We start from the raw sequence: 13,669 nt of genomic DNA, 5'->3' as shown, positions 1-13,669 counted from the left end.
AGCGCGAGTATAGCGAAACCGTTCCATCAGGGTTGCGTTTCCTTTGCCGACAGCTGAAAGCCGCCCGGATAGTCAATGGCCCTGCGACTGATCCGCCACAGGCGAATCCCCAGCAGAATCGACGCGACACCCAGCCCGATACAAATACCCACCCAATAGCCATAGACGCCCCAGAGATTTTCTCCCAGCCAATAGGCGCTGGTCAGGCCGATGCCCCAGTAGGAAAAGATCTGCAGGTACATGGGGATTCTGGTGTCCTTGTAACCTCTGAGTGCGCCCCAGGCCATGGCCTGGGCCACGTCCACAAGCTGGAAGGCGGCGCACAGCAGCAGCAGATTGGCGGCCACTGCAATAATTTCGCTATCACTGGTATACACGGAGGCAAAAGCCTGGCGCAGTGTGATCAACAATAACCCTGTGCCGCAGGCGTACAAGAGACCGCTGGCAACCCCCACCTTGCTGGAGAAACGCGCCCGCCGCGGGCGCCCCTGACCCAGCAATTGGGCCACGCGAATACTCAGGGCCTGGGCCAGGGCCAGGGCGACAAGATAGAAAATCGAGCCGATATTCATAGCGATCTGGTGGGCGGCGACAATGGTGGCGCCATAGGGCGCCAGCAGTAGCGTGAGGCTGGCGAAGAAGGTCACCTCACTGCCGGAGCCGATACAGATGGGCAAACCGATAGCCATCTGCCGCCGCAGTGTTTCCCACCTGGGCCGGGGCAGGGCCAGCCGCAAATCCAGGTGGCGATAGGTGGGCTCGTGGCGCGCATGCCAGAACAGCGCCAGGGCGACAGCCCAGTTCACCAGGCTGGTGGCCCAGCCGCAGCCGGCGCCACCCATGGCGGGAATGGGCCCCCAGCCAAAAACCATGATCACATCCAGCGGTATATTCAGCAGCGCCGCCGCCAGGTAGATCCGCATCACCGCGCGCACTTGGGCCATGCCCTCACAGTAACCGCGCAGCGCGATGCCCAGGGCGAAAGGCAGGGCGCAGGTGGCCAGTGCCTGCAGGTAGTCCAGCATCACCTGGCGCACCGGCGCTTCGGTATCGATCCAGCCGCTCCACCAGGGTGCCGACAGCAGTGCCGCCAGGACTGTCAGCCCGCCCGCGAGGGCTATCCACAGGGACTGTTTCAGTTCCTGCGCAGCGCCGGCTTCGTTCCGTGCACCCCGCAGGTGGGCGACCAGGGGGGAGACAGCGGCCAGCAGGCCGATCAGGGTCACCGCACAGACCGCCCAGATACTGGAACCCAGAGCCAGTCCGGCCAGGTCCACATCTCCGGCGCGGCCGGCTACTATAGTGTCCGCGACCCCCATACTGATGACCGCCAGGTTGCTGATCACCAGTGGGCCGCCGAGTGTGGCAATACGGGACAGTTCGGCGGATGTGGCCCGTTTGTAAATCTTGACCATGGGGTGCAGCCGGTGGACCATGTTGCGAGATGTGTAACAGATGGGACTACAGCTCGACTAAAGCCAAATTAAAATCAATCGCAAAAGAGGGCGGGATTATGGATGGCGCTGTCAACGGGTTCAATCGACTTTACGGGAATTTTCTCCACTTTGTGCGCAGGCTGGACTGGCTGGGTCCACTGGCCTTGCGGCTGTTTCTGGCGCCGATATTCATTCTCGCCGGTCTCAACAAGGTAGCCAATATCGACGATGTGGCGGCCTGGTTCGGCAACCCCGACTGGGGACTGGGACTGCCCGCGCCGATGTTGATGGCGTGGCTGGCGGCGCTGACTGAACTGCTGGGCGGGGTGGCGCTGTTGGTGGGACTGGCTGTGCGCTTGGTGGCTGTCCCGCTGTTGGTGGTGATGGCAGTGGCCGCGGTGACCGCTCACTGGCAGTACGGATGGCACGCGCTGCCGGAAACCACGCTGACCATGCCCTGGGAGTGGCGCAAGGATCTGATCGAGGAGGCGGTGGTGCGCAAGGCGAAGGCGGTGGAACTGCTGCAGGAATACGGCAACTACGACTGGCTGACGCAAGCCGGCAACTTCACCATTCTGAAAAACGGCATCGAGTTTGCGGCGACCTACTTCATTATGCTGCTGGCGCTGCTCGGCAGTGGGGGCGGGCGTTTCGTCAGTCTCGACTATTGGCTGTGCCGGAGAATGTCGAATGGCGGGTCAGCTGCCACTTAGCTGGGGCCGGGCTTTCTGATACACACCGCGCTTTCTTGTCCATTTAGATGATATACTCGCCGATTATTTGATCATGTCAGCGAGTAATACATTTGATAGGAAAGTTGTTCCGCCGCACTTCAGCCAGCCAGGAAGCGCACAAGTCCCAGCCCGAACCGGCCTCGGCCGAGGTCAAGCCAAAAGGTAACAAAGCTGCCGCCAAAAAGGGTGGTGGCGGGCGTGCTCGTGGTCGTGGGCGCCGGGGTCAGAGATCGCGGCAAACTGCCAAGCCCTGGAGCCTGGATGAGTTCAAGTTGCCGGAGCAGCAGAAGGGCAAGGTTCGATTCCACGATCTGGGCCTGCCGCTGGAGCTGATGCACGGCATCTATGACCTCGGTTTTCAGTATTGCTCTCCGATCCAGGGGCGCTCCCTGCCCCACACCCTCAATGGACACGATCTGGTGGGCAAAGCGCAGACCGGCACCGGCAAGACGGCTGCGTTTTTGATCACCATCATAGATGACCTGCTGAAAAACCCCTTCGAGGGAGAGCGCTACGCGGGCGAGGCCCGTACCCTGATCATCGCCCCCACCCGCGAGTTGGTGATGCAGATCGCCGACGATGCCAAAGCCCTGTGCAAGTACACCGACCTGGAAATCCACACCCTGGTGGGCGGCATGGACTACACCAAGCAGCAGCGTAATTTAAACGAGCGGCTGGTGGACATCCTGGTGGCCACCCCCGGCCGCCTGCTGGATTTTGTCGGTAACCGGGATTGCTACCTGGATCAGGTGGAAGTGCTGGTGATCGATGAGGCGGACCGCATGCTGGATATGGGGTTTATCCCCCAGGTGCGCCGTATCGTGCGCCAGACGCCGCGCAAAAGTCACCGCCAGACCATGTTCTTCTCCGCCACCTTCACCCCGGAGGTCGATTCGCTGGTTGAACAGTGGACGGACAACCCGGTGGTGGTGGAAATCGAGCCGGAGCGGGTGGCCACTGACACAGTGGAGCAACATGTGTATCTCGCTGCCAGTGAGGAAAAGTACACATTGCTGTACAACATACTGCAGAGCGATCAGGTTGACAGCCTGATCGTGTTTGCCAACCGGCGCGACCAGTGTCGCCGGCTGCACGAACACCTGCTTGCCCACGGTGTGTCCGCCGGCTTGCTGTCGGGAGAGATAGCGCAAAACAAGCGTGTGCGCACGCTGGAGGATTTCAAAAGCGGCAGGACCAAGGTGCTGGTGGCCACCGATGTGGCCGGTCGCGGTATCCATATCGACGGTATCAGCCATGTGGTGAACTTCACTCTGCCGGAGGAGCCGGAGGACTATGTGCATCGCATTGGGCGCACTGGCCGGGCCGGCAAGAAGGGCACCTCCATCAGTTTTGCCTGTGAGGACGATGCCATGCGCCTGGAGCCAATCGAGGCGCTGCTGGGGCACAAATTAAAATGTGAGCAGCCCCCGGAGACGCTGTTGGTGCGGCCCCCAAAAGTCAGGGTTTCGCACAGTCAAAGTAGTCGCGGGGGCGGCCGTCGCGGAGCTGGCGAGAGAAGGCGCCGGTAGAGAACACAGGGTTCTCGGCCCCCGGGCGCAAGCCATCGCAAAACGCGCTGTGGCCCGGTGCTCTGTAGTTAGTTGCACAGGGTTGGATCGGTTGTTGAAAAAGTAGTTTTTAACAACCGGCTAAGCGGCCGGTAGGCCAACGATAGGGGATCATCGTTGGCTGGCAGAATTTACCGGGGCCAGGGTTTACCTTTTTTCCAAATCCCTTCCCGGGAGGGCGTCAGCACCCGGATCTCCCTCCTTGCGCAGCCGCTCCACCCACAGGGCTGTGCCGCCGGCAACCGCGGCCGGCATCACAAAGATATTCAATACCGGCACCATTTTGGCCAGCATTACTGTGCCGCCAAAACCCAGAGTGGTCAGCTTGCGTCGCATTAGCACGCTTTTGACTTCCCGAAAGGGGCGCTGATGGTTGTCGAGCGGGTAGTCCACATATTGAATCGCCATACACCAGGCACCCCAGAGTGCACCCAGTGCAGCGGGCAGGAACACGGTCCAGCTGGTCAGGAGTGCGACAATAAAAATCAGAATGCCCCAACCCAGGAAATACCCCAGTTTGCGCAATTCGCGGCCCAGGGTGCGCCAAACCATCCGGTGCAGGGGTTCCGAGGGCGGTGCCCTGCCGGTGAGGAGCTCCTCGACTTTCTCCGCCAGCAGGCCGTTGAAGGGTGCGGCGATGATATTGGTAATGATGCCGAACGCATACCCGTAGATAAACAGAAACATCAATACCACCGCAATGGCGATAAGCCAGGCCAGCCACTGGAACACCATCGCTGCCCAGGCCGCTGCTGTTGCCATCCAGGCGCGCCACCAGGACATGCTTTCCGTATCCACCGGCGAATGTGTAAGCAGACTGCGCAAATAGTCCACAAGGCCGCCGAGCTGCGACAGCATCAGGGCGGTAAGGGCTATAAACAGCACCAGATTGATTAACAGGGGCACTATGATAAAGGGGCGCAATTCCCGCTGAGTCAGCAGCTGCGCGCCGCGTACCAGTGCGTGGGCCCCGTGCGCTGGATTGGATGTCATGGTGTTTCCTGGGGCCTGTTCACACTAACTGAGATAGCCCTGCTGCCATTGGTTTTGTGGCCTGCAAGGCAGGAATTGCGCTGTGTGGTGGGTCCACATAAGCAATTTCTAACGACGCAGGGCGCGAAACCAGCGGCAGCCCTTCGGGTTGTGCCCAAAAAGGCGCCACGCTTCGTTGCTCGTTGCTCATTTGGAACAACCAAACCGCTCTCCTCGTGCCTCGATTGGCACCTTTTCTGTCACAACAGGGCCAACTCAGGTAGTGTGAACAGGCCCTAATTTATTAGCCACTGGCTCCAGCAGCCCGCAGAACTTCAGCATATTCTGCGCTCTGGCGGTGTCCTGTTATGCGCTCCAGCAGGGTTTTCCCGTCGGGTCCGGTACTGTTGATATCCAGGTTTTGCGCCAGGAACAGCTGTACAAAGGTGGCGAAGTTTTCCGCCTTCATGCCGCGGTAGGCGCGCTCCAGCAAATGGTAATCCCGGGAGACACCCGCCGGTGCTTCGCCCACCAGAAAGCCCGCGATACGCTGCTGGTCGAAAACTTCTCCGAGAACTTTCTGTTTGTCTTTCTTCAGGCTCATAGTGCCTCCCTAATTGCGGTGTCGTTGCAGCTCACAGCAATGCGTCGAGTTTTTCCTTGAGGATCTTGTTGATGATCTGCGGGTTGGCCTGGCCCTTGGAGGCTTTCATAATCTGGCCGACAAAATAGCCCATCATTTTCGGGCGCTTGGTTTCATCCGCGTTGCGATAGTTTGCCACCTGGGTGGCGCTGTTGGCGATGACCTGGTCCACCATCTGTTCAATGGCATCGGTATCCGAGACCTGCCGGAGTCCCTGCTGTTCGATAACTGTGTCCGCGTCACCCGCGCCGTTTGCCATGGCCTCGAACACCTGTTTGGCAATCTTGCTGGAGACAGTTTTATCCACGATACGCGCGATCAGCCCCGCCAGTTGCTGTGCGGTTACCGGTGTTTTCTCGATGGTCAACCCCTCGCGGTTCAGCAGCGCCGCCAGCTCGCCCATGACCCAGTTGGCCGCCAGTTTTGCCTCGCCGGACTGGCGCGCCGCTGCTTCGAAGTAATCGGCCACCGGCCGCTCCTGGGTGAGCTGGTCGGCGTCGTAGGCGGACAATCCGTATTCAGTGGCGAAGCGGGCGCTCTTGGCATCGGGTAGTTCCGGCAGTTGGGCGCGCAGCTTAGCGATATAGTCATCGGAAAGCTCGACCGGCAACAGGTCCGGACAGGGGAAGTAGCGATAGTCGTTGGCCGCCTCCTTGCTGCGCATGGAGCGGGTTTCGTCTTTGTCCGCATCGTAGAGGCGGGTTTCCTGTTCTATGTGGCCGCCATCCTCGAGAATGTCGATTTGTCGTTGTGCCTCCACTTTGATGGCCTTTTCCACAAAGCGAAAGGAGTTGATGTTCTTGAGTTCGGTGCGGGTGCCGAGCTTCTCGTCGCCCTTCAGGCGCACTGAGACATTGGCGTCGCAGCGCATGGACCCCTGGGACATGTCGCCGTCGGAAATACCCAGATAGGTGACGATACTGTGTAGTTTCTTGAGATAGGCCACCGCTTCGGCGGCGCTGCGCAGGTCCGGCTCGGAGACGATCTCGATCAATGGCGTGCCGGCGCGGTTCAGGTCTATGCCGGACATGCCGTGGAAATCCTCATGCAGTGATTTGCCGGCGTCCTCCTCCAGGTGCGCATGGTGCAGGCGAACTGTCCGGCGGTGCCCGTCCGGCAGATGAATTTCGATTTCCCCCGGTCCCACAATCGGTTGCGCCAGCTGGGTGGTCTGGTACCCCTTGGGCAGATCCGGGTAAAAGTAGTTTTTGCGTTCGAATACCGAGCGCTGGCCGATTTCCGCATTCATCGCCAAGCCAAACAGTACGGCGAAGCGAAATGCCTCTTCGTTGGGCACCGGCAGGGTGCCGGGCATGGCCAGGTCGATGGCACAGGCCTGGGTGTTGGGTGCAGCCCCAAACGCAGTGCTGGCGCCGGAGAATAGTTTCGACTTGGTGGCGAGCTGGACATGTACCTCCAGCCCGATAACGATTTCCCATTCCACAGCTATGCTCCCGTCCGGTCCGATACCAGGCCGGGTGCGGCGGCCAGATGCCAGTCCGTCGCCCGCTGGTAGATGTGCGCAATATTCAGCATGCGCGCCTCTTCGAGGTAATTGCCGATAATTTGCAGTCCCACCGGTAAGCCGTTCACAAGTCCGCAGGGCATCGACATTGCGGGCAGTCCGGCCAGATTGATGGCGATGGTGTAGGTGTCCTCCAGGTACATGGCAACCGGGTCCGCGCTCTTGGCTCCCAGGGGAAATGCCGGAGATGGCGAAGTAGGCCCCATAATCACGTCCACCCGTTCCAGGGCCTGGACAAAATCCTGCTTGATCAGGCGGCGCACCTGCTGCGCCTTGTTGTAGTAGGCATCGTAGTAACCGGCAGAGAGCACATAGGTGCCCACCAGAATCCGCCGCTGCACTTCTTCACCGAACCCTTCCCCCCGGGAGCGCATATACAGATCGCGCAAATCTTTGGGTTCTTCGCAGCGGTGGCCATAGCGGACACCATCGAAGCGCGAAAGGTTGGCGGAGGCCTCCGCCGGCGCAATGACATAGTAGGCCGGTACCGCCAGATGGACATGGGGCAGGCTGATATCCACCAGTTCGGCACCCAGTTTTTCGAATTCCCGCAGTGCCGCCTCTATCCGCGCGGCGGCATCATTGTCCAGACCGTCGCCAAAGTACTCCCTGGGCACGCCGATTCTCACACCGGAGATTTCCTTGTCCAGCCCTTTGGTGAAGTCTTGGGAGGCGTGCCCGAGATTGGTGGCATCGCGGTGGTCACTGCCGGCCATCACGGACAGCATCAGGGCGGCGTCTTCGGCGCTGCGGGCCAGGGGCCCGGCCTGATCGAGACTGGAGGCGAAGGCCACCATGCCCCAGCGGGAGATGCGACCATAGGTGGGTTTTACCCCGGTGGTATTGGTCAGGGCCGCCGGTTGGCGGATGGAGCCGCCGGTATCGGTGGCGGTGGCTCCCGGTGCCAGCAGGGCAGCCACGGAGGCGGCGGAACCGCCGGAAGAGCCGCCGGGCACGCGGGTGGTATCCCAGGGGTTTTTCACCGCACCATAATGGCTGGTTTCATTGGAGGAGCCCATGGCGAACTCGTCCATGTTGGTTTTCCCCAGGGTGACACTGCCGGCGCGGTTGAAGTTCTCCACCACCGCGGCATCGTAGGGTGGCACGAAATTGTCGAGCATCTTCGAGCCGCAACTGGTGCGCACACCACTGGTGCAGAAGATGTCCTTGTGGGCGATGGGAACACCGCACATGGCCGGCGCATCGCCGGCCGCCAGGCGCTTATCCGCCGCCTGCGCCTGCCGCAGTGCCTGCTCTTCGGTGACGGTAATGAAACTGTTGTAGCGCTGGTCCAGCTGTGCGATCCGGTCCAGAAAGTGTCGGGTGATCTCGGTGCTGGAAAACTGCCTGGCGCGCAGGCCGCGAATGATGTCGGCGATGGTTAGCTGGTGCATTGGGGGTTCCGGGAATGTGGTCAGTCGGCCAAAGTCGGGTCTGTCTCAGTCGATTACCTTGGGCACCAGATACAGGTCCCGCTCGGTCTCGGGAGCCAGAGCCAGTAGGGCCCGGCTCTGATCCGCTTCAGTGACTTCATCGGCGCGCAGACGCTGTACCGCGTCCAGCGGGTGGGACATGGGCTCGATTCCCCGGGTGTCGATACTCTGCAACTGATTCACCAGTTGCAGCACTTCTCCGAGCCGGTCGGCAACCTCTGCCACTGTTTCCGTGGAAATGGCGATGCGGGCCAGCTCCGCCAGTCGGTCGATAGTCTGAGTGTCCACGGCCATGGTGCTTTGGACTCCTTTGGATTGCTTGCTGTCTCTCCGGTGGGCGCTGCCAGATCCGCACTGGACTGTGGGACGCGGCGCAAAGAGGGGCAAATTTAGCACAAAAGAGCCGTTCGCTGACAAACGCCCCGGTTGCGGCTGTGGGTGATGTGCACCCGGACACTGGGCGGCAGGCCCGGATCGGCGGAACTTGAGCCGATGGCGATAACCCGGATTCAGCCTTGCCCTCAATTCCCGCCGTTGTTAGAGTTTGCCGATTCTGGCGCGGCTCTGGCCGGCGCCGGACCTACGGGTAAAAAATGCGGCCCGGAACTCAGAATTTTTTCCGTGGACCAACTAGGCTTTCAGCAGCGATTAACCCGGCGAATCAGGCAGACTGCCGGTTTAATGACGGTGCATTAAGTTCGCACTTGCGTTGCCCTTCTCCGGGCACCGCCATCAGTACAGGGTAACAGAATTTCATGTTTAAACGTTTGCGCGGCATGTTTTCCAGTGATCTATCCATCGACCTGGGAACCGCCAACACGCTGATTTATGTGCGCGACCGGGGGGTAGTGCTGGACGAGCCATCCGTTGTCGCCATTCGCCACTACAACGGCCAGAAGATCGTCGAGGCGGTAGGTGTCGAGGCAAAGCGCATGTTGGGCCGGACCCCCGGCAACATCACCGCTATCCGCCCCCTGAAAGATGGCGTTATCGCCGATTTTCAGGTCACTGAAAAGATGTTGCAGCACTTCATCAAGAAAGTGCACGAGCACAGCTGGATGCGCCCGAGCCCGCGGGTGTTGGTTTGCGTACCCTGTCAGTCCACGGAAGTGGAACGCCGCGCTATCCGCGAATCCGCCATGGGTGCCGGCGCCCGCGAGGTGTGGCTGATTGAAGAACCCATGGCCGCCGCCATTGGCGCCGGCCTGAAAGTGGAAGAGGCCAGCGGGTCCATGGTGGTGGATATTGGTGGGGGCACCACTGAGATCGCCATCATTTCCCTGAATGGTGTCGTTTACTCCGATTCCGTGCGTATCGGCGGCGACCGGTTTGACGAGGCCATCGTCAACTATGTGCGCCGCAATTACGGCAGTGTTATCGGGGATGCCACCGCCGAGCGCATCAAGGAGGAAATCGGCTGCGCCTACGCTGGCAGCGAAGTGCGTGAAATCGACGTGCGCGGCCGCAATCTCGCGGAAGGGGTGCCGCGCAGCTTTACGCTCAATTCCGACGAAATCCTGGAAGCGCTGCAGGAACCCCTGACGGGGATAGTACAGGCGGTGAAAAGCGCGCTGGAGCAGTCCCCGCCGGAGCTGGCATCGGACATCGCCGAGCGCGGCATGGTCCTGACCGGCGGTGGCTCCCTGCTGCGGGACCTGGACCGGTTGTTGATGGAGGAGTCCGGGCTGCCGGTGATCGTTGCCGATGACCCTCTGACCTGTGTCGCCCGGGGTGGAGGCAAGGCGCTCGATATGATGGACAAGAGCCGCCTCTACCTGGTGTCTAACTGAATTCGGGGAATCCCATTAAGCCGTTATTCAGCCGCGGCCCTTCGCCGGAGTCCCGTATCCTGCTACTGGGTCTGGTGGCGGTCGCACTTATCTCTATAGGCCTTTTCACCGATTGGCTGCAGCCCCTGCGCGAGCGTGCCGCGACCCTGGCAGCTCCGTTCTACCAGATCACCGATACCCCCGGTCGAGTCAGCGACTGGGTGGCTGAGAGCCTGCAATCCCGCGAAGAGTTGGAGCAGGAGAACGATCGTTTGCGGCGCCGCTTGCTGCTGCTGGAGCACCGCAGTCAGCTGCTGGCAGCGGTGAGGGCGGAAAATACCCAGCTCAAGGAACTGATGAATTCCGCCGAAACGGTCAGTGAGCGGGTTCTGGTGGCGGAGGTGATTGGCGTGTCCCCGGATCCGCAGGAGCATGTGCTGGTGATCGACAAGGGGCGCGACGACGGAGTCGGGCCCGGCACGCCGATTATGGATGCCACCGGTTTGCTGGGGCAGGTGATTGAGGCCGGCAGCTCCAGCAGCCGGGTTTTGCTGATTACGGATGCCAGTCACGCACTGCCGGTGCAGGTGCTGCGCAACAGTGTGCGCGCCGTGGTGGAGGGCACCGGTGACCTGTATCGCCTCAAGCTTCGCTATATGGCCAACACCAGTGATATCCGCGAGGGGGACCTGTTATTGACTTCCGGCCTGGGCGGGCGTTTTCCCTCCGGTTATCCGGTGGGGGAGGTCATTTCCGTGCGCCGGGATCCCGGGCGGCCATTTGCGGATGCGGAGGTGCGGCCCCAGGGGAGAATGAACCGCAGTCGGTTTGTGCTGGCGGTGATAAGCGAACAAGATGAATCTGCTGGAACCCCATAATCGCTGGTTTATCCTCGCCACCGCCGTAGCGGCGCTGCTACTGGCGGTGATGCCACTGCCGGTTGAGTGGCTGTGGTTCCGCCCGGCGTTTACAGCCCTGTTGGTAGTCTTCTGGACCACTCGTATGCCGGAGAGCCTGGGCGTTGTGTTTGCGTGGCTGGTGGGCATCGTGGAGGACCTGGTGACCGGTGCGGTGCTCGGCTCCCACGCACTGGCGCTGGCGGTGCTGGCGTACTTCAGCCTGCTGACCTACAGGCGCACGCGGGCGTTCAATCCGGCGCAGCAGCTGCTCTGGGTATTCGTTCTGGTGGGTATCAATCAGGTTGTTGGCAACTGGATTCACAGTTTCGCGGGCAAATCGGCTCCCGGCCTGGTCTTTTTGTGGCCGGCAGTCACCAGTGCCCTCCTGTGGCCCTGGCTGGCGTTCTGGCTGAACCTGATGGCCGACCGCCTGCAGGTGCGATGACCTCTGCGGGCGAATGCCCCGAAATCGGCCAGGTGCCGTTATCGAAGGTTAATTTGCGTAAAAATCGCTTATTTTTCGAGCGATATGATTATAATCAGCTGCTGATTCACCAACAATAAGTCCTGAAGTGCCAAATTCCCCCGCAGACAGCCGGCTTCTCCTTGCCTCCGCCTCGCCGCGCCGCGCACAGCTGCTGGCGCAGATAGGTGTGCCCTTTTGCCAGCGGCCGGTAGCACTGGTGGAGTGCCGGCACCCTTCCGAGTCGGCGCGGGCCTATGTGCTGCGACTGGCGCGGGAGAAGGCCGAGGCCGGCCGCCAGTGGCTGTCCGCCGGAGAGGCCGACTGGGTCCTGGGTGCCGACACCCTGGTCCTGGCGGAGGGCGGTGAAGTGCTGGAGAAGCCGCGGGATCTGGCGGATTTCCACCGTATGATGGCGCTACTGTGCGGGTCTGAACACAGGGTGCTGACCGCTGTGTGCCTTGCGGACTCAGGGCGCTCAGACTGCCAGTTGGCGGAGACCCGGGTGTGTTTCCGCTCCCTGGGCCGCGCACAGATCGACGCCTACTGGCGCACCGGTGAGCCGCAGGACAAGGCGGGAGGTTACGGCATACAGGGGCGTGGCGCCGTGCTGGTGGAGGCTATCAACGGCAGTTACAGCAATGTGGTGGGGCTGCCCCTGGAAACGCTGGCGCCGATGCTGGAGCAGGCTGGTATTCACTACTGGCAGGGGGCTTGCGGTGAGTGAGGAGCTGCTGATCAATGTGGCGCCGATGGAAACCCGCGTCGCCCTGGTGGAAAACGGCGTGCTGCAGGAAGTTTACCTGGAGCGCACCGCCCGCCGCGGACTTGTGGGCAACATCTACAAGGGCAAAGTGGTGCGGGTGCTCCCGGGTATGCAGGCGGCATTCGTGGATATCGGTCTGGAGCGGGCTGGGTTTATTCACGCCTCGGACATAGCGCCGCTGGATGATGAGGGCATGGAGGCGCGCGATGCTGAGGTGGCGGATATAGGCGCATCGGTGCGCGAAGGCCAGTCGCTGGTGGTGCAGGTGGTCAAGGACCCCATCGGCAGCAAGGGGGCCCGCCTGACTACCCACCTTTCGGTATCCACCCGCTTTCTGGTCTATATGCCACAGACACGCCACATTGGTATTTCCAACCGGATCGAGGAGGAGAGCGAGCGCGAGCGCCTGCGCGGGCTGGTGGAACAGGCTTCGGCAAAGCTGTCTGAGCAGGGCCAGCACGGCGATGGGGGCTTTATCCTGCGCACCGTCGCCGAGGGCGTGAGTGAAGAGGAGCTGCTGCGGGACATTCCTTTTTTGTACAAACTCTGGAGTGAGCTGGAACAGAGTATTGGCGCCGGTTCCGTGCCGTCGGTGATCTACGAGGACCTGCCGCTGTTTATGCGTGCCCTGCGCGACCTGGCGCGGCCGCATATGGAGAAGATTCGCATCGACTCTCGCGAGGCCCTGGGTCGGGCAGTCGAATTCGCCGACAGGTATGCTCCAGAAATCGCCGGCCGCCTGGAGCACTATCCCGGTGAGCGGCCCCTGTTTGACCTCTACGGTGTCGAGGAAGAGATTCAAAAGGCGCTGCACAACAAGGTGGCTCTGAAGTCCGGCGGCTACCTTCTGGTGGAGCAGACCGAGGCGATGAGCACAATCGATGTCAACACCGGGGCCTTTGTCGGCCACAGGAATCTCGAAGAGACAATTTTCAAGACCAACCTCGAGGCGGCCACCTCCATCGCCCGCCAGCTGCGACTGCGCAATTTGGGCGGAATCATCATTATCGACTTCATTGATATGAAGGATGCCGAGCACCAGCGGCAGGTGTTGCGCACACTGGAAAAGGCGCTGGAGAAGGACCACGCCAAAACCAGCATCACTGGTGTTTCCGAACTGGGCCTGGTGGAGATGACCCGCAAGCGTACCCGCGAGTCGCTGGGACAGTTTTTGTGCGAGACCTGCCCCGTATGCGCCGGGCGGGGCTCCCTCAAGAGCGCCGAAACCGTTTGCTACGAGATCTTTCGCGAAATTCTCCGCGAGGCGCGTGCTTACGATAGCGAAAAGATCATGGTCCTGGCGAGCCAGGTGGTGATTGACTTGCTCCTCGACGAGGAGTCGGCCAATGTCGCCGATTTGGAGGAGTTCATCGAGCGTCCGATTCAGTTTCAGGTGGAGCCCATCTATAACCAGGAGCAGTACGATATTGTTCTCGTGTAGCGTCGCAACAGACCGGCCGT

The 13,669-nt window shown here is 61.0% G+C and carries 13 protein-coding genes; 7 read left to right on the top strand and 6 right to left on the bottom strand.

Annotated features, from left to right (window positions below):
• Positions 1–26 precede the first annotated feature (26 nt).
• Positions 27–1,415, bottom strand: a complete 1,389-nt coding sequence (locus AB1S50_RS00510; RefSeq protein WP_367148401.1) for an MATE family efflux transporter — start codon at positions 1,413–1,415, stop codon at positions 27–29.
• Between the two features lie 98 nt (positions 1,416–1,513).
• Here AB1S50_RS00510 and AB1S50_RS00505 point away from each other — a divergent pair, with 98 nt between their 5' ends.
• Together AB1S50_RS00505 and rhlB are read left to right on the top strand one after the other, a co-directional pair.
• On the top strand, positions 1,514–2,149 hold the full coding sequence (locus AB1S50_RS00505; protein ID WP_367148400.1) for an HvfX family Cu-binding RiPP maturation protein: 636 nt from the start codon (positions 1,514–1,516) through the stop codon (positions 2,147–2,149).
• A 92-nt stretch (positions 2,150–2,241) separates the two neighbouring features.
• Positions 2,242–3,699 (top strand): ATP-dependent RNA helicase RhlB, encoded by a 1,458-nt coding sequence (rhlB, locus tag AB1S50_RS00500; protein ID WP_367148399.1) that lies wholly within the window; start codon positions 2,242–2,244, stop codon positions 3,697–3,699.
• 186 nt (positions 3,700–3,885) lie between these two features.
• On the opposite strand, the gene cysZ is transcribed toward rhlB, so the two are convergent.
• The 5 genes from cysZ to gatC form a co-directional block, all read right to left on the bottom strand.
• Positions 3,886–4,731, bottom strand: coding sequence for a sulfate transporter CysZ (gene cysZ, locus AB1S50_RS00495; protein ID WP_367148398.1), 846 nt, complete (start codon positions 4,729–4,731; stop codon positions 3,886–3,888).
• A 283-nt stretch (positions 4,732–5,014) separates the two neighbouring features.
• Positions 5,015–5,314: a PA4642 family protein gene (locus AB1S50_RS00490; protein WP_367148397.1), complete on the bottom strand. Its 300-nt coding sequence runs from the start codon at positions 5,312–5,314 to the stop codon at positions 5,015–5,017.
• Positions 5,315–5,345: 31 nt separating this feature from the next.
• On the bottom strand, positions 5,346–6,797 hold the full coding sequence (gene gatB, locus AB1S50_RS00485) for an Asp-tRNA(Asn)/Glu-tRNA(Gln) amidotransferase subunit GatB (RefSeq protein ID WP_367148396.1): 1,452 nt from the start codon (positions 6,795–6,797) through the stop codon (positions 5,346–5,348).
• Positions 6,798–6,799: 2 nt separating this feature from the next.
• Entirely contained in the window at positions 6,800–8,272 is a 1,473-nt protein-coding gene (gatA, locus tag AB1S50_RS00480) for an Asp-tRNA(Asn)/Glu-tRNA(Gln) amidotransferase subunit GatA (RefSeq protein WP_367148395.1), read from the bottom strand.
• A gap of 45 nt (positions 8,273–8,317) precedes the next feature.
• Positions 8,318–8,605 (bottom strand): Asp-tRNA(Asn)/Glu-tRNA(Gln) amidotransferase subunit GatC, encoded by a 288-nt coding sequence (gene gatC, locus AB1S50_RS00475; protein WP_367148394.1) that lies wholly within the window; start codon positions 8,603–8,605, stop codon positions 8,318–8,320.
• 461 nt (positions 8,606–9,066) lie between these two features.
• Here gatC and AB1S50_RS00470 point away from each other — a divergent pair, with 461 nt between their 5' ends.
• The 5 genes from AB1S50_RS00470 to rng all read left to right on the top strand — a co-directional run bounded on the left by AB1S50_RS00470 (position 9,067) and on the right by rng (position 13,649).
• On the top strand, positions 9,067–10,101 hold the full coding sequence (locus AB1S50_RS00470; RefSeq protein ID WP_367148393.1) for a rod shape-determining protein: 1,035 nt from the start codon (positions 9,067–9,069) through the stop codon (positions 10,099–10,101).
• Positions 10,098–10,958: a rod shape-determining protein MreC gene (gene mreC, locus AB1S50_RS00465; RefSeq protein WP_367148436.1), complete on the top strand. Its 861-nt coding sequence runs from the start codon at positions 10,098–10,100 to the stop codon at positions 10,956–10,958. Before AB1S50_RS00470 ends, mreC begins: the two co-directional genes overlap by 4 nt.
• Positions 10,936–11,424, top strand: coding sequence for a rod shape-determining protein MreD (gene mreD / locus AB1S50_RS00460; protein ID WP_367148392.1), 489 nt, complete (start codon positions 10,936–10,938; stop codon positions 11,422–11,424). Before mreC ends, mreD begins: the two co-directional genes overlap by 23 nt.
• Before the next feature lie 127 nt (positions 11,425–11,551).
• Positions 11,552–12,169: a Maf family protein gene (locus AB1S50_RS00455; protein WP_367148391.1), complete on the top strand. Its 618-nt coding sequence runs from the start codon at positions 11,552–11,554 to the stop codon at positions 12,167–12,169.
• Positions 12,162–13,649, top strand: a complete 1,488-nt coding sequence (gene rng / locus AB1S50_RS00450; protein ID WP_367148390.1) for a ribonuclease G — start codon at positions 12,162–12,164, stop codon at positions 13,647–13,649. The genes AB1S50_RS00455 and rng overlap by 8 nt, the downstream gene beginning before the upstream one ends.
• The last annotated feature ends 20 nt before the right edge of the window (positions 13,650–13,669 follow it).

The sequence above is a fragment of the Microbulbifer discodermiae genome (assembly GCF_040742695.1).
GTDB lineage: Bacteria > Pseudomonadota > Gammaproteobacteria > Pseudomonadales > Cellvibrionaceae > Microbulbifer.
Note: the sequence above shows the minus strand (reverse complement) of the source record. Positions and strands in the feature narration are given on the sequence as shown.